Source organism: Stenotrophomonas sp. STEN009 (genome assembly GCF_056760395.1).
Window position 1 is genome coordinate 34,986 of record NZ_JBRRES010000011.1, and the last position, 13,798, is coordinate 48,783.

Sequence of the window (13,798 nt, forward strand, 5' to 3'; positions counted from 1 at the left end):
GCAGGTTGTGCACAGCACCACGCTGGCGCCCGGCAAAACCGCGACATCTCGCTGAATTCACTCGGTTTCAGCAATGTTTCACACATAACATATTGATTTTAATACATTTTAAAGTATGGCGATTTTTTGACCAACCCAAGGGCGAGGCCGTCGCCATCGGCGTCCTGCGCAGCCGTTGACCGGTAACGCACAGTGTTATCCACAGAACGTGTGGATAAGACTGAATCTCCAATGGACACCGATATTTAGGTGACATTTATGATTCGGCGACGTCCCCCGTGTGGGCCTTCCGGGCGGCATGCGGGTGCACACGGCCCGTTACACTGCCCCGATGCTCGACCCGATTTCGACCCTGCAGGTCGCCCTGCCCGTCCCCCTGCCCCGCCTGTTCGACTATCTGTCGCCGCAGGGCGATGCCCCGGACGTGGCGGTCGGCTGCCGGGTTAAGGTGCCGTTCGGCAACCGCGAACTCATCGGCGTGGTGGCCGGCCACGGCCAGGCCGACGACGGCCAGGGCCTGCGTCAGGCGCTCGCGTGGTGCGACCCCGCGCCCCTGCTGCAGGGCGAACTGTGGCAGAGCCTGCAATGGCTGGCCCGATACACCCACGCGCCGCTGGGCGAAGTGCTGAGCACGGCCCTGCCGGGGCCGCTGCGGCACGGCGAAGCCCTGCCCGACACCCATCATTGGGGCTGGCAGCTGACCGCCGCAGGCCACGCGCAGCGCGGCACGCTGCGCGCAGGCAGCCGCCCGCGGCAGTTGGCGGAACTGCTGGCCGACGCCGTCGTGGACGAGGACGTGCTGGGGGCGCGCATGGAGGACTGGCGCAGCGCGGCGCGCAGTCTCGGCAAGCGCGCACTGGCCGAGCGCGTTGCACTGAGCGTGGCGCCACAGCACGCGCAACCGCTGCCCGGCCCGACCCTCAATCCGGACCAGGCCGAAGCCGTTGCCGCGATCAACGCCGCGGAGGGGTTCCAGCCCTTCCTGCTCGATGGGGTGACCGGCAGCGGCAAGACCGAGGTCTACCTGCAGGCGATCATCCACTGCCTGGCCCAAGGCCGGCAGGCGCTGGTGCTGGTGCCCGAAATCGGACTGACGCCGCAGACCCTGGCGCGTTTCCGCGGCCGCCTGGGCATCGCCGTGCATGCGCTGCATTCGGGATTGAACGACAACGAGCGCGCGCGCGTCTGGGCAGCCGCCTCGCGCGGCGAAGCGCGGGTGATCGTCGGCACCCGCTCGGCGGTGTTCACGCCGCTGCCGCAGGCCGGCCTGCTGATCGTGGACGAGGAACATGACGGCAGCTACAAGCAGCAGGACGGCATCCGCTACCACGCGCGCGATTTCGCCCTGGTGCGTGCCAAGGCGCTGGGGGTTCCGGTGCTGCTGGGCAGCGCGACACCGTCGCTGGAAACCCTGCACAACGCCTATGCCGGTCGTTACCTGCACCTGCGCCTGAAGCAGCGCGCCGGCGACGCTCGGCCGCCACGCGTGCGCATCCTGGATGTGCGCAAGCGTCCCCTGCAGGACGGTCTCTCGGCCGAAGTGCTGGCCGGCATCGGCGAGCACCTGCAGCGCGGCCAGCAGGTGCTGGTGTTCAAGAACCGGCGTGGTTACGCACCGGTACTGCTGTGCCATGACTGCGGCTGGACGGCGCCGTGCCAGCGCTGTGATGCGCCGATGACCGTGCATGGCGGCGGCCGTCGCCTGCAGTGCCATCACTGCGGTGCGCGGCAACCGGCGCCACTGGCCTGCCCCGCCTGCGGCAGCCTGGCCCTGCAGCCACAGGGAATCGGCACCGAGCGGCTGGAGGAGCACCTCACCGCCGCCTTCGCCGAGTACCCGGTGGTGCGCATCGACCGTGGCACCACCGCCCGCCGCGATGCGCTGGAACAGCAGCTGGCCAAGCTGGGGGACCAGGCCGGCATCCTGGTCGGCACGCAGATCCTGGCCAAGGGCCACGATCTGCCCAGACTCACGCTGGTGGTGGTGGTCGGCATCGACGAGGGCCTGTTCTCGGCCGATTTCCGCGCCAGCGAGAAACTCGCGCAGCAGTTGATCCAGGTCGCCGGCCGCGCCGGGCGCGCCCGCGATCCGGGCGAGGTGTGGCTGCAGACCCACCATCCGGGTCATCCCCTGCTGGAGACGCTGGTCAACGGCGGCTACCACCCGTTCGCGCAGGCCGAACTGAACCAGCGGCAGGCCGCCGGCTTCCCGCCATTCGCGCATCTGGCACTGATGCGTGCCGAAGCGCAGCAGGTGGAGCACGCCAACGCGTTCCTGCTGGCTGCACGGCGACTGCTGGGCGAACAGGCGCTGGTGGAGGCGTACGGACCGATGCCGGCACCGATGCCGCGCCGGGCCGGCTACCAGCGCACGCAGCTGCTGCTCTCATCGGCACAGCGCCCGCCTCTGCACGGCGTGCTGGCGCAGCTGGTACCGCAGCTGTATGCCTTGCCGGAAGCCCGCAAGGTGCGCTGGTCGCTGGATGTGGATCCGACGGATCTGTATTGAATGCAAGCGGAATCCGCCGGGCATGGCCCGGCGCTACCGTTACCGCGCGCGATTCCCGCTTACGTCAGCGGTGACATCACGCCGCGCTGGTAAGCGGGTCGCTCACGCAGCCGGGCGTACCACTCGGCCAGGTGGGGCAGGTCCGGACGCTGGATCGGCAGTTCATACCAGGCGTACACCAGTGAACCCAACGGGATGTCGCCCATCGCGAATGTCGCGCCCGACAGCCACGGCTGCGTGGCCAGCGTCGCATCGGCCATCGCCAGGTAATCGGCGGCGCGCACGATGGCGGCATTGATGCGCGATTCGTCGCGGTCTGCCGGCGCGGTGCGCATGATGCCCCAGATCAGATCGCTGTACAGCGGCGCCATCCGCGAGGTGCTCCAGTCCATCCATTTCTCGGCCTGTGCGCGTTCCATCGGATCCTCGGCGTACAGTGTCCCCAGCGCGTAGCGCGCGCTCAGGTAGCGCACGATGGCGTTGGACTCCCACAGCGGCAGGCCGTGGTCCTCGATCACCGGCACCAGGCTGTTGGGGTTCATCGCCAGGTATTCCGGCGTCTGTGTGCCACCGTGGCTGCCGCCCACTTCGATGGACTCGTAGGGCAGGCCGATCTCTTCGGCACACCACAGCACCTTGCGGACGTTGCTGGAATTGCGACGGCCCCAGATCTTCAACATGCGGGTATTCCTTGCGGGCAATGCGAGCGGCAACGATACGCCTGATCGGTGTACATGTGGGCGTGCGGAATGATGCGCGGGGGCGTCGGCCGGGCATGGCCCGGCGCTACCGGTTCTTCTTCGGCAGCGCGCGCACGTAGGACGACTTGCCATCCTTCTTCAGTTCGAACAGACCGATCGCCGCCAGCAGATCACTCAGCTTTCCATAGCCATAGTTGCGCGAATCGAACGAGGCCTGGTTGGCGATCTGGCTGCCCACCGGCCCCAGGTGCGACCAGCCGTCCTCGCCTTCCGCGGCGGACACGGCGCGGCGCAGCATCTTCACCAGACGTGTATCGCTGCGCATTTCCGCGCCGCTCTTGCGCGGGCGCACTTCGTCGCCGCTGCCCGTTTCACCGGTGGCCGGCTCGATGGCACCCGGCTCTGCCGTGCCCTGTTCCACTTCCGGCACGCTGGCATGGGCCTGGCCCAGTGCTTCCAGATAGGTGAATTTGGAACAGGCATTGACGAAGGGTTCCGGCGTCTTCTTTTCGCCGAAGCCATACACCTTCACCCCGTCGGTCAACAGGCGCATCACCATTGGAGTGAAATCAGCATCGCTGGAGACGATGGCGAAGCCGTCGAGGTTGCGCGCGTACAGCAGGTCCATCGCATCGATCACCATGGCCATGTCCGAGGCGTTCTTGCCCTTGCTGTAGGCGAACTGCTGGATGGGCCGGATCGCGTACTCGTGCAGCACCGCCTCCCAGCCTTTCAGCCGTGGGCTCTTCCAGTTGCCGTAGGCACGGCGGACATTGGCCACGCCGTAGCGGGCCACCTCCGCCAGCACTTCGTCGATCTTCGATGCGGGCGCGTTGTCGGCGTCGATCAACAGGGCGATGCGCTTTTCCGGTTCGCTCATGGGCCTCTCGCTGGCGGTTGCCTGAATCCGAGTATCGCCGATCCGCGCGCACGCTGACGTGACAGGCCGCCGCCGTGCGAAGATGCCGGACGGTTCCCCATGCCCCCTGGAGTGAGTCGATGAGTCGTGAGCGCGTTCCCCACCTGGTCGTTGTCGGCGGCGGTTTTGCCGGCCTCTGGGCCACCCGTGCGCTGGCACGCGAACGCATCCGCATCACCCTGGTCGACCGCCGCAACCATCACCTGTTCCAGCCGCTGCTGTACCAGGTGGCGACCGCAGGCCTGTCAGCGCCGGACATTGCCGCACCGCTGCGCCACATCCTCGGCCACCAGCGCAACGTGGAAGTGCGGCTCGGTGAGGTCGTGGCCATCGACAGGCAGCTCCGCCAGGTGCGGCTGGCCGACGGCAGCACGCTGGACTACGACAGCCTGCTGCTGGCTACCGGCGCCACTCACGCCTACTTCGGCAACGACCAGTGGGCCGATGATGCGCCCGGCCTGAAGACCCTCGACGATGCCATTGCCCTGCGCCGCAAGCTGCTGCTGGCGTTCGAGCGCGCCGAAGCCGAACCGGACCCGGCCAGGAAGGCGGCGTGGCTCAGCTTTGCCGTCGTCGGCGGCGGCCCGACCGGCGTCGAACTGGCGGGCACCCTGGCCGAGATTGCACGCCATACGCTGCGCAATGAATTCCGCCACATCGATCCGGCCAGCGCCAAGGTGCGCCTGGTGGAAGCCGGTCCACGCGTGCTGTCCTCGTTCCCGGAAGTGCTCTCGCTGAAGGCGCGCCGGCAGCTGGAAAAGCTGGGTGTGGAAGTGCTGACCGGAACGCCGGTGAGCAACATCGACAGCCAGGGCTTCACGCTGGGTGACCAGTTCGTGCCGGCGCGCACCGTGGTGTGGGCGGCCGGCGTGGCCGCCTCGCCGCTGGCGCGCACGCTGGACGTGCCACTGGACCGTGCCGGGCGCGTGCAGGTGCAGCCGGACCTGACCCTGCCCGGGCATCCGGAACTGTTCGTGGCCGGCGATCTGGCCGCGGTGAACCAGGCCAACGGCAAGCCCGTGCCCGGCGTAGCGCCCGCCGCCAAGCAGATGGGCAAGTACGTGGCCGAGGTCATCCGTGCACGCCTGCACGGCAGGCCGGAGCCCGGGCCCTTCAAGTACGCGGACTACGGCAACCTGGCCACCATCGGCCGCATGGCCGCCATCGTGCACCTGGGGCGCCTGCAGCTGTCGGGCGTGCTGGCCTGGTGGTTCTGGCTGGCCGCGCACGTGTTCTTCCTGATCGGCTTCCGCAACCGCATCGTGGTGCTGCTGAACTGGGCGGTGGCGTATTGGAGCTACCAGCGCAGCGCACGCATCATCTTCGGCGATGACCAGGATGACCGGCGGCCGAAACGGTAGCGCAGGTCTGCAACGGGGTCGGATCCCTTTCCTGCGGAAAGGGATCTGACCCTACGTCGCGTCGCGACTGCCTGCGATGCGCCGTGCCTGGGCACGGCGCTACAAAGATGAGGAATCCAATGCCTGCAACCACGCCAGCTTGCGCTCGCGCGGCAGCTGTTTGAGCTGCCACTCGGCGCGCGAAGCGGCGGAGCGGTCCGGGTACTCGCGCACGGCCAGGATGCGCAGCGGCGGGCGGGCCCGGGTGTAGCGCGCCCCCGTACCGGCGCGATGGGCGGCGAAACGCGCGTCCACGTCGGTGCTGATGCCAGCGTAGTAGCTGCCATCGCGGCATTCGAGCAGGTACAGGAACCACGGGCGGTGGGACGGGGCCATGCCGGGATTATGCCGTGCTGCACCGCAGCGGATATACTGCCCGCGAATGCAGGAGAGAGGCGCCGCGCTGGCGCCCGCCGAAGGCGCAGGCTCCCATGATCGCTCAGGCCGGTGGGCTGGAATCCCACCAACCATGCATTCGACTCGCCGAGCTGGAGAGAGGTCACCGGGCATGCCCGGCACGATCCGCCGAAGGGGCACGCGGCCTACGCCGCTGAACTCTCAGGCAAAAGGACAGCGGGAGCGGCACCGGTCATCGTCATCCCGTCATTGCGCAGGCAATGGCGGCGTCCGCGCATGGCCGGCCCCACCGCGTCCGGAGCCTGTTCCATGTTGCTGTCCATCATCTACCTGATTGCCATTTCCGCCGAAGCCATGACCGGCGCACTGTCCGCGGGACGCCGCCGCATGGATCTGTTCGGCGTGGTCATGATCGCCTGCGTTACCGCGCTCGGCGGTGGTTCACTGCGCGACATCCTGCTTGGCCACTATCCGCTGGGCTGGGTCAAACATCCCGAGTACCTCGGCTTCACCGTGTGCGCGGCGCTGATCGCCACCTGGGTCGCACGCTGGATGCACCACTTCCGCCGCACCTTCCTGGTGCTCGACGGCCTGGGCCTGATCGCCTTCACCCTGATCGGTTGCTCGATCGCACGCGAGGCCGGTCATGCCACGCCGATCGTGCTGATCGCCGGCATGCTGACCGGCGCGTTCGGCGGCGTGCTGCGCGACATTCTGTGCAACGAAGTGCCGCTGATTTTCCAGAAGGAGCTGTACGCGATCATCGCGCTGCTGACCGGCGCCGCCTATCTGCTGCTGCTGCACTGGAACGTGTCCGATGCCACGGCCATCCTGTGCTGCCTGGCGGGCGGCTTCGCCCTGCGCCTGCTGGCGATCCATTACCGCTGGGAAATGCCGAAGTTCGTGTATCACGACGAAGTGCATTGAACGATGGCGTGTTCGCCGGGCGTGGCCCGGCGCTCCCCTTCGTGCCCTGCACCACCCCGGCGATGGACCTGGCGCTGTCGCTCATGCGCAGCGCCAGGCGCATCGCCGGTGCGGACGGGCCGGTCTCCAACTCCGACCGGCCCTGATCGCGGCCGCACCCCCGCAGGCGCAGGCCGCCATCCACACACATGCCGCGCTCAGGCGGCTTCTGACACCGTCACTTCGCGACGGGCGCGCACGGCCGCAGCCAGTCGCTCCAGCACCGTCACGGTGGTGTCCCAGTCGATGCAGCCATCGGTGATGCTCTGCCCGTAGACCAGCGGCTGGCCTTCCACCAGTTCCTGCCGGCCTCCCACCAGATGGCTCTCGATCATCACGCCCACGATGCGCTGTTCGCCGTCCTCCAGCTGAACGGCGATGTCTTCGATCACCTTCGGCTGGTTTTCCGGGTTTTTCAGGCTGTTGGCATGGCTGGCATCGATCATCAGCCGCGTCGGCAGCCTGGCCTTGGCCAGTGCCTGGCAGGCGTCGGCCACGTTGGCCGCGTCGTAGTTCGGCTGCTTGCCGCCGCGCAGGATCACATGACAATCCGGGTTGCCGGTGGTCGAAACGATGGCGGTGCCGCCCTGCTTGGTCACCGACAGGAAGTGATGCGGGTTGGAGGCCGCGCCGACCGCATCGGCCGCGATCTTGACGTTGCCATCGGTGCCGTTCTTGAAGCCCACCGGGCACGACAGGCCGGAGGCCAGTTCGCGGTGCACCTGGCTTTCGGTGGTGCGTGCGCCGATCGCGCCCCATGCCACCAGGTCGGCGATGTACTGCGGCGAGATCACGTCGAGGAATTCAACGCCGGCCGGCAGGCCCAGCTTGTTGATGTCGCGCAGCAGGCCGCGGGCAATGCGCAGGCCCTTGTCGATCCGGAAGCTGCCGTCCAGGTCCGGGTCATTGATCAGGCCCTTCCAGCCCACCGTGGTGCGCGGCTTCTCGAAGTACACGCGCATGACGATCTCGAGCTCGCCGGCCAGCGCGTCGCGCAGCGGCTTCAAGCGCTGTGCGTACTCGATGGCCGCATTCGGATCGTGGATCGAACACGGGCCGACCACGACCGCCAGGCGATCGTCGCGGCCATGCAGGATCTGGTGCAGGGCCGCGCGCGATGCACTGACGGTGTCGGAGGCTTCATCGTCACACGGCAGCATCGCCAGCAGCTGGGCAGGCGGTGTGAGCGGTTCGATGGTGCGGATGCGCAGGTCGTCGGTATGGGGGGGCATGGGGGAGGTCTCCGGTACGTAGGGGGTCCCCAGCGAGGCGGCATGAAAAAAGCCGCCAGGTTCGCTGGCGGCTTTCGGGAATGCGTCTGAAGCTTTCTTCAGGGTGAGCGCAGTCCTTCCTCCGCCAGTGGCTTCGGAAAGTAATACCAGTAAAAGCGGGTAGCGGCTGCGTTCATGGGATGTATTGATAGCACAGCTTCTGCGCAGCACAAAATGTTTCATCCGCAACTGGGGAAGCGGTTCAGCAGCACGGCGATCTAGCGGCTGCCATGCACTTCCACGTCCAGCAGCAGGCCCTCGTGGATATCGGCCCAGCGCTCCAGCACCTGGTCCAGCTCCCGCCTCGCCTCCTCCAGCTGCTCGGGGTTGAGCAGGGACCGCGCCGTGTAGAGATCGGAGACCAGCCGCCGCAGTGTCGATTCCGGTATCGCCACCGAGGGCCCGTCCACATCCGGCAACTGCAACGCCGGGGTGTCGCCGGGAGGGCCGAACAGCGTGACCTGGAGCGTGCTCTGCATGATCGACTTCCCTGCGGGTGGACGTGGGCAATGCACTGTTTACCGCGTCCGGATGACCGGCGCATGTGCCGATGTGCGGATCGATGGTGTCGCGACTGGACCGATGGTGCCACCGCGTTGAGATCTTCCTTCCAGGCTTCCCACCCTTCGGCCCGGAAGGGGCGTGCAGGCGATCGATGCGCGGTTATACGGGCAATGGCATATGCGATACATGTGCTCAAGATGGTTTGCCACCGGAAAAGGGTGGCCGGGTCGGCAAAGCCCGAGGAGATGTTGTTTACGCTTGTCAGCCGGCGTCGCCTTGGGCGGCGCCGGCTGGCAATCCGTCCGCGTTCCATGGCGGGCGGTGCGGGGGGGCGCTTGCGCCCGCCGGATCAGTGACCCGGTCTTTGCCGCCACGTACCGTCCGCCACCTCTTCCGGTGGCGGTGTCGTCTGTCCTGTACGGAGCACACGCCATGAACACACCACACGTTCCCTTCCCCGGTGCCCACCCCGATCCGGCCAATGCCGATCAGGCGCCGTTCGATCCCAACGGTCTGGTCGCCCACCTGCAACGCATCGGCAGCGGTGCGGCCGCCGATGGCCAACCCTGGCCCGAGCGCCATCCAGCGAACGGCCGACGCATGATGCTGGCCGATGCCGATGGCGCACTGGCCGGCCTGCGCATCGTGCAGGAGGTGCTGCTGGCCGCCGAACGCTGCCGCCAGAATGCCGCGCCCGAACATCACGTGAGCGACCGGGTGATGGAAGGGTTGATGCTGGCATCCCTGGGGCTGGCCACGCATGCGGCCGAACGCCTGCAGCCCCACTAGCCGCGTCCGCGCAATGTGACCGGGCCCGATGGCCCGGTCATGGGCCGGCACCCGCCGGATCACAGTGAACGCAGTGCGCGCCTGCGGATGTAGGCGTTGGCAGGGCTGTCGCGCTCGCGTTGCCAGCGTGTGCACAGGTCACGCAGCCACTGCGGCTGGGTCTTCCCGGCATCGTTGAGCCAGTTGCCGACGGAATCCTGCACATAGCGTTCGGGATCATCAGCCAGTGCCTCCAGCAGCGAATGCGCGTGTTCGGGATGCTGCTTGAAAAGAGCGATGTGCGCCGCCCAGACGCCACGGGGACGCAGTGCTTCACAGGCAAACCGGCGCAGATGCGCGGACGGTTCCTGCGTCCACGGCTGCAGGCATTCAAGCGCCAGCAGTGGCCCGGCAACGATGTCGGTGCGCAGCGCCAGCCACGCCCATTCGCGCACGCCGAAATGCGGATCATCGGCCAACGGGCGCATCTTCTCCAGCTTCACCGGCAGGGAGGCGGTGGCATCGCCACCGATCAGGTAGCAGGCCCAGCCGCGCACGGTGTCGGATGCATGCGACTGCCACTGTGCAGGATCACCCTGCCTGGCCTCACGCAACAGCGTTGCCGCCAGAATCATGCGCTGGGTAATGCCTTTGCTGGCGGCATCGCGCATGCATTGAATGGCAGTCTCCGGCAGCACCGCAACGGTCTGCAGCAACACCGCGAAGTCCACGGCCAGACATTCCGCCAGATGCGTGCTGGCGGCTGCCCCGGTATCCAGCTGATGCTTTCGCGCCGGGCTGATCGCTGCGCTCACTGCAGGTCCTTCCGTCCGCTGCCGGTGTGCTGCCACACCTTGGCCAGCAGCTGTGAGAGCTGCACCTGCTCGGCAGTGTCCAGGCCGTTGAACAGGCCCGCGATCCACTGCGTGTGCTGATTGAAGAGGTCTTCGGCCAGGCGCTTGCCCTGCGCGGTCAGCACGATCTGCAGGCGACGACCATCGTCCGCATCGCTGCGCCGCTGCAGCAGACCTTCGCGCTGCAGGCCATCGAGCAGGCCGCTGATGGTGGCGCGGGTGACGCCGGCGCGCTCGGCCAGCGCATGCGGCGACAGTGTGCCGCCGGCACCGTGCAGCAGGAACAGCACGATGAAGCGGCCTTCACTGAGCCCGTGCGGTGCCAGCCGGCTGGCGCAGTCGCGATCGATCGCCGAGGACAGCGGCAGCAGCTGGAAGCACAGATGCAGCAGGGCGACATTGGCGTGGCCACGTCGCCGGGCCTCATCCAGAAGAGCGCCATGTTTAGCCTCAAGCACAGCGATTTCCAATATGTTTAGGTGCCTAATCATATTCATGACGGGATGGAACGCAACACCTACAGGGCCTGCCGCCGGGCCCGGCCGGGCGCACTCCTCGCACAGGGGGCTGCAAGCAGCCGAAGCTGCGGTAGCATCGCGCCACGTCCCGCCAGGAGTTCCACGCATGCGCCGTGCCGTCCTGCTGTTGCTGACGCTGTTCCCCGCCGCCGTAATGGCCGCTCCCCCTCCCGTTCCCTCCCCGGCCCGGATCGATGCCGAGGCCAAGCGCCTGATGCAGGTGGCTCACGCCCGCGGGATGGCAGTGGCCGTCGTCGACGGTGGCAAGGTCGTGCACGTTGCCGCCTATGGCGAGCGCAACGCTGCCGGCGAACCGCTGCAGACCGACACGGTGATGTATGCGGCATCGCTGACCAAGATGGCCTTCGGCCACCTGATCGCGCAGCTTGCACAGGACAAGGTGATCGATCTGGATGCCAGCATCGCCAGCGCACTGGACAGACCGCTGCCGGACTATCCGGCCGAGCCGAAGAAGTACGCCGATTACACCGTGCTGGCCGGCGACGAACGTTGGCGCCGGCTGACCCCGCGCCTGCTGCTCAACCATGCCAGCGGCTTTGCCAACTTTGCATTCCTGGAACCGGACGGAAAACTGAAATTCCACTTCGATCCGGGCAGCCGCTATGGCTATTCTGGCGAAGGCCTGATCCTGCTGCAGTTCGTGCTGGAGCGCGGGCTGGGCCAGGACGTGGGTACGCTCATGCAGCAGCGCGTATTCGACCGCTTCGGCATGCCCCGCACCAGCATGATGTGGCGCGAGGATTTCGCCACGAATCTGGCCGACGGCTGGACCGCCGAAGGCACGGCGGAGCCGCACGATGAACGCAGCCGCGTGCGTGCCGCCGGTTCGATGGACACGACCATCGCCGACATGGGCAATTTCGCGGCCGGCTATGTCAGTGGCCAGGGGCTGTCGGCATCGATGCGCCGGGAGCTGGTGCGGCCGCAGCTGCCGATCACCACCGCCAGCCAGTTCCCGACGCTGCAGCCGGAACTGCCGGTGGCGCAGCAGCGCAGAAACCTGGCTGCGGGACTGGGCGTGGTGACATTCACCGGTCCACAGGGCGCAGGCTTCTACAAGGGCGGACATGACGATGCGGTGGGCAACACGCTGGTGTGCGTCGAACAAGGCCAACGCTGCGTAGTGATCCTGGGCAACGATGTGCGCGCCGAAGCGACCTTTCCGGCACTGGTGCGCTTCGTGCTGGGCGAGACGGGGGTGCCGTGGGAATGGGAATACGGCGCCACGAAGGCATTCGTGCGCTGACAGGTCGACCACGGTCCACGTCCAGCAGAGGGGGCGGAACGCCCACAAAAAAAACCCCGCCTTGCGGCGGGGTTTTTCACTTCATCGGGAACAGCGGACCTTAGAAGTCCATGCCGCCCATGCCACCCATGCCGCCCATGCCACCGGCGCCGCCCAGGGCCGGCTCGTCCTTCTTCGGCGCTTCGGCAACCATGGCTTCGGTGGTGATCATCAGGCCAGCGATCGAGGCCGCGTTCTGCAGCGCCGAACGGGTCACCTTGGTCGGGTCCAGGATGCCGAACTGCAGCATGTCGCCGAACTCACCGGTGGCGGCGTTGTAGCCGAAGCTGCCGCTGCCTTCCTTGACCTTGTTGACGATGACGGACGGCTCTTCGCCGGCGTTGGCGACGATCTCGCGCAGCGGGGCTTCCATCGCGCGCAGGGCGATCTGGATGCCGTGGTTCTGGTCTTCGTTGGCGCCCTTCAGGCCGGCCAGCGCGGTGACCGCACGGACCAGTGCAACGCCGCCGCCCGGAACCACGCCTTCTTCAACGGCTGCACGGGTAGCGTGCAGGGCGTCGTCGACGCGATCCTTCTTTTCCTTCATTTCGATTTCGGTGGACGCACCCACCTTGATCACGGCAACGCCGCCGGCCAGCTTGGCCACGCGTTCCTGCAGCTTCTCGCGGTCGTAATCCGAGGAGGTGTCCTGGATCTGGGTCTTGATCTGCGCAACGCGCGATTCGACCGCAGCCTTGTCGCCCACGCCGTCGATGATGGTGGTGTTCTCCTTGGAGACCTGCACCTTCTTGGCGCGGCCCAGGTCCTTGATGGTGGCCTTCTCCAGCGACAGGCCCACTTCTTCGGAGATCACGGTGCCGCCGGTCAGCACGGCCATGTCTTCCAGCATCGCCTTGCGACGATCGCCGAAGCCCGGGGCCTTCACGGCCACAACCTTGACGATGCCACGGATGGTGTTGACCACCAGGGTCGCCAGCGCTTCGCCTTCGACTTCCTCGGCCACGATCAGCAGCGGCTTGCCGGCCTTGGCGACGCCTTCCAGCACCGGCAGCAGGTCACGGACGTTGGAGATCTTCTTGTCGTGCAGCAGGATGAACGGGTCATCCAGGTCAGCGGTCTGCGACTGCTGGTTGTTGATGAAGTACGGGGACAGGTAGCCGCGGTCGAACTGCATGCCCTTGACCACGTCCAGCTCGTTGTCCAGGCCCGAGCCTTCTTCAACGGTGATCACGCCTTCCTTGCCGACTTCCTTCATCGCGTCAGCGATGATCTGGCCGATCGACTCGTCCGAGTTGGCCGAGATGGTGCCGACCTGGGCGATCGCCTTGTCGTCAGCGGTCGGCTTGGAGATGTTCTTCAGCTCGGTGACGGCAGCCACGACGGCCTTGTCGATACCGCGCTTGAGGTCCATCGGGTTCATGCCGGCAGCAACGGCCTTGGCGCCTTCGCGGATCAGGGCCTGGGCCAGCACGGTGGCGGTGGTGGTGCCGTCGCCGGCGTCGTCGTTGGTGCGCGAAGCAACTTCCTTCACCATCTGCGCGCCCATGTTCTCGAACTTGTCAGCCAGTTCGATTTCCTTGGCGACGGAGACGCCGTCCTTGGTGATGGTCGGGGCGCCGAAGCTCTTCTCGAGCACGACATTGCGGCCCTTCGGGCCGAGGGTGGCCTTGACGGCATTGGCGAGAACGTTGACGCCGCGCACCATGCGCGAACGGGCGTCTTCACCGAAACGGATATCCTTGGCAGCCATTGCAATTACCTCAT

The 13,798-nt window shown here is 66.9% G+C and carries 13 protein-coding genes and 2 riboswitches; of the genes, 5 read left to right on the forward strand and 8 right to left on the reverse strand.

Annotation, left to right across the window (positions count from 1 at the left end; all coding sequences use genetic code 11):
* The first annotated feature begins 331 nt into the window (after nt 1-331).
* Nucleotides 332-2,509 carry a primosomal protein N' gene (locus tag ACVOMM_RS07315; RefSeq protein ID WP_481526072.1) on the forward strand — a complete coding sequence of 726 codons (2,178 nt, stop codon included), beginning with the start codon at nt 332-334 and terminating at the stop codon, nt 2,507-2,509.
* Between the two features lie 59 nt (nt 2,510-2,568).
* On the opposite strand, the gene ACVOMM_RS07320 is transcribed toward ACVOMM_RS07315, so the two are convergent.
* Both ACVOMM_RS07320 and ACVOMM_RS07325 read right to left on the reverse strand, forming a co-directional pair.
* Entirely contained in the window at nt 2,569-3,189 is a 621-nt protein-coding gene (locus tag ACVOMM_RS07320) for a glutathione S-transferase family protein (RefSeq protein WP_053515737.1), read from the reverse strand.
* Nucleotides 3,190-3,295: 106 nt separating this feature from the next.
* Nucleotides 3,296-4,090, reverse strand: coding sequence for an NYN domain-containing protein (locus ACVOMM_RS07325; RefSeq protein WP_065174439.1), 795 nt, complete (start codon nt 4,088-4,090; stop codon nt 3,296-3,298).
* A gap of 119 nt (nt 4,091-4,209) precedes the next feature.
* Between ACVOMM_RS07325 and ACVOMM_RS07330 the strand changes: the two genes are divergently transcribed.
* On the forward strand, nt 4,210-5,490 hold the full coding sequence (locus tag ACVOMM_RS07330) for an NAD(P)/FAD-dependent oxidoreductase (protein WP_065174438.1): 1,281 nt from the start codon (nt 4,210-4,212) through the stop codon (nt 5,488-5,490).
* 99 nt (nt 5,491-5,589) lie between these two features.
* On the opposite strand, the gene ACVOMM_RS07335 is transcribed toward ACVOMM_RS07330, so the two are convergent.
* Nucleotides 5,590-5,865, reverse strand: a complete 276-nt coding sequence (locus ACVOMM_RS07335; protein WP_180876522.1) for a GIY-YIG nuclease family protein — start codon at nt 5,863-5,865, stop codon at nt 5,590-5,592.
* A 39-nt stretch (nt 5,866-5,904) separates the two neighbouring features.
* Nucleotides 5,905-5,994: riboswitch (glycine riboswitch) on the forward strand.
* 13 nt (nt 5,995-6,007) lie between these two features.
* A riboswitch (glycine riboswitch) is annotated at nt 6,008-6,113 on the forward strand.
* 82 nt (nt 6,114-6,195) lie between these two features.
* On the opposite strand from ACVOMM_RS07335, the gene ACVOMM_RS07340 reads away from it, so the two are divergent.
* Complete coding sequence (locus ACVOMM_RS07340) at nt 6,196-6,813, forward strand: trimeric intracellular cation channel family protein (RefSeq protein ID WP_053515730.1); 618 nt, start codon at nt 6,196-6,198, stop codon at nt 6,811-6,813.
* Between the two features lie 197 nt (nt 6,814-7,010).
* Here ACVOMM_RS07340 and ACVOMM_RS07345 read toward each other — a convergent pair whose 3' ends face one another.
* Together ACVOMM_RS07345 and ACVOMM_RS07350 are read right to left on the reverse strand one after the other, a co-directional pair.
* Nucleotides 7,011-8,084 carry a 3-deoxy-7-phosphoheptulonate synthase gene (locus ACVOMM_RS07345; RefSeq protein ID WP_180876521.1) on the reverse strand — a complete coding sequence of 358 codons (1,074 nt, stop codon included), beginning with the start codon at nt 8,082-8,084 and terminating at the stop codon, nt 7,011-7,013.
* 257 nt (nt 8,085-8,341) lie between these two features.
* On the reverse strand, nt 8,342-8,602 hold the full coding sequence (locus ACVOMM_RS07350) for a hypothetical protein (protein WP_053515725.1): 261 nt from the start codon (nt 8,600-8,602) through the stop codon (nt 8,342-8,344).
* Between the two features lie 457 nt (nt 8,603-9,059).
* Between ACVOMM_RS07350 and ACVOMM_RS07355 the strand changes: the two genes are divergently transcribed.
* The gene (locus ACVOMM_RS07355) at nt 9,060-9,416 is read left to right on the forward strand and encodes a hypothetical protein (protein ID WP_065174435.1); all 357 of its coding nucleotides are present in this window, start codon (nt 9,060-9,062) and stop codon (nt 9,414-9,416) included.
* Nucleotides 9,417-9,475: 59 nt separating this feature from the next.
* Here ACVOMM_RS07355 and ACVOMM_RS07360 read toward each other — a convergent pair whose 3' ends face one another.
* Both ACVOMM_RS07360 and ACVOMM_RS07365 read right to left on the reverse strand, forming a co-directional pair.
* Nucleotides 9,476-10,210 carry a DNA alkylation repair protein gene (locus ACVOMM_RS07360; protein ID WP_128987724.1) on the reverse strand — a complete coding sequence of 245 codons (735 nt, stop codon included), beginning with the start codon at nt 10,208-10,210 and terminating at the stop codon, nt 9,476-9,478.
* A complete protein-coding gene (locus ACVOMM_RS07365) occupies nt 10,207-10,707 on the reverse strand; it encodes a MarR family winged helix-turn-helix transcriptional regulator (protein ID WP_481526073.1) in 501 nt (166 codons plus the stop codon). Before ACVOMM_RS07365 ends, ACVOMM_RS07360 begins: the two co-directional genes overlap by 4 nt.
* A gap of 166 nt (nt 10,708-10,873) precedes the next feature.
* On the opposite strand from ACVOMM_RS07365, the gene ACVOMM_RS07370 reads away from it, so the two are divergent.
* Nucleotides 10,874-12,034 (forward strand): serine hydrolase domain-containing protein, encoded by a 1,161-nt coding sequence (locus ACVOMM_RS07370; protein WP_180876518.1) that lies wholly within the window; start codon nt 10,874-10,876, stop codon nt 12,032-12,034.
* Between the two features lie 100 nt (nt 12,035-12,134).
* On the opposite strand, the gene groL is transcribed toward ACVOMM_RS07370, so the two are convergent.
* Nucleotides 12,135-13,784 carry a chaperonin GroEL gene (gene groL / locus ACVOMM_RS07375; RefSeq protein WP_053515717.1) on the reverse strand — a complete coding sequence of 550 codons (1,650 nt, stop codon included), beginning with the start codon at nt 13,782-13,784 and terminating at the stop codon, nt 12,135-12,137.
* Nucleotides 13,785-13,798: the final 14 nt, after the last annotated feature.

Coding starts and splice junctions, on each gene's coding strand:
- ACVOMM_RS07315 (WP_481526072.1), top strand. CDS start 332: ATGCTCGACCCGATTTCGACCCTGCAGGTCGCCCTGCCCGTCCCCCTG.
- ACVOMM_RS07320 (WP_053515737.1), bottom strand. CDS start 3,189: ATGTTGAAGATCTGGGGCCGTCGCAATTCCAGCAACGTCCGCAAGGTG.
- ACVOMM_RS07325 (WP_065174439.1), bottom strand. CDS start 4,090: ATGAGCGAACCGGAAAAGCGCATCGCCCTGTTGATCGACGCCGACAAC.
- ACVOMM_RS07330 (WP_065174438.1), top strand. CDS start 4,210: ATGAGTCGTGAGCGCGTTCCCCACCTGGTCGTTGTCGGCGGCGGTTTT.
- ACVOMM_RS07335 (WP_180876522.1), bottom strand. CDS start 5,865: ATGGCCCCGTCCCACCGCCCGTGGTTCCTGTACCTGCTCGAATGCCGC.
- ACVOMM_RS07340 (WP_053515730.1), top strand. CDS start 6,196: ATGTTGCTGTCCATCATCTACCTGATTGCCATTTCCGCCGAAGCCATG.
- ACVOMM_RS07345 (WP_180876521.1), bottom strand. CDS start 8,084: ATGCCCCCCCATACCGACGACCTGCGCATCCGCACCATCGAACCGCTC.
- ACVOMM_RS07350 (WP_053515725.1), bottom strand. CDS start 8,602: ATGCAGAGCACGCTCCAGGTCACGCTGTTCGGCCCTCCCGGCGACACC.
- ACVOMM_RS07355 (WP_065174435.1), top strand. CDS start 9,060: ATGAACACACCACACGTTCCCTTCCCCGGTGCCCACCCCGATCCGGCC.
- ACVOMM_RS07370 (WP_180876518.1), top strand. CDS start 10,874: ATGCGCCGTGCCGTCCTGCTGTTGCTGACGCTGTTCCCCGCCGCCGTA.
- groL (WP_053515717.1), bottom strand. CDS start 13,784: ATGGCTGCCAAGGATATCCGTTTCGGTGAAGACGCCCGTTCGCGCATG.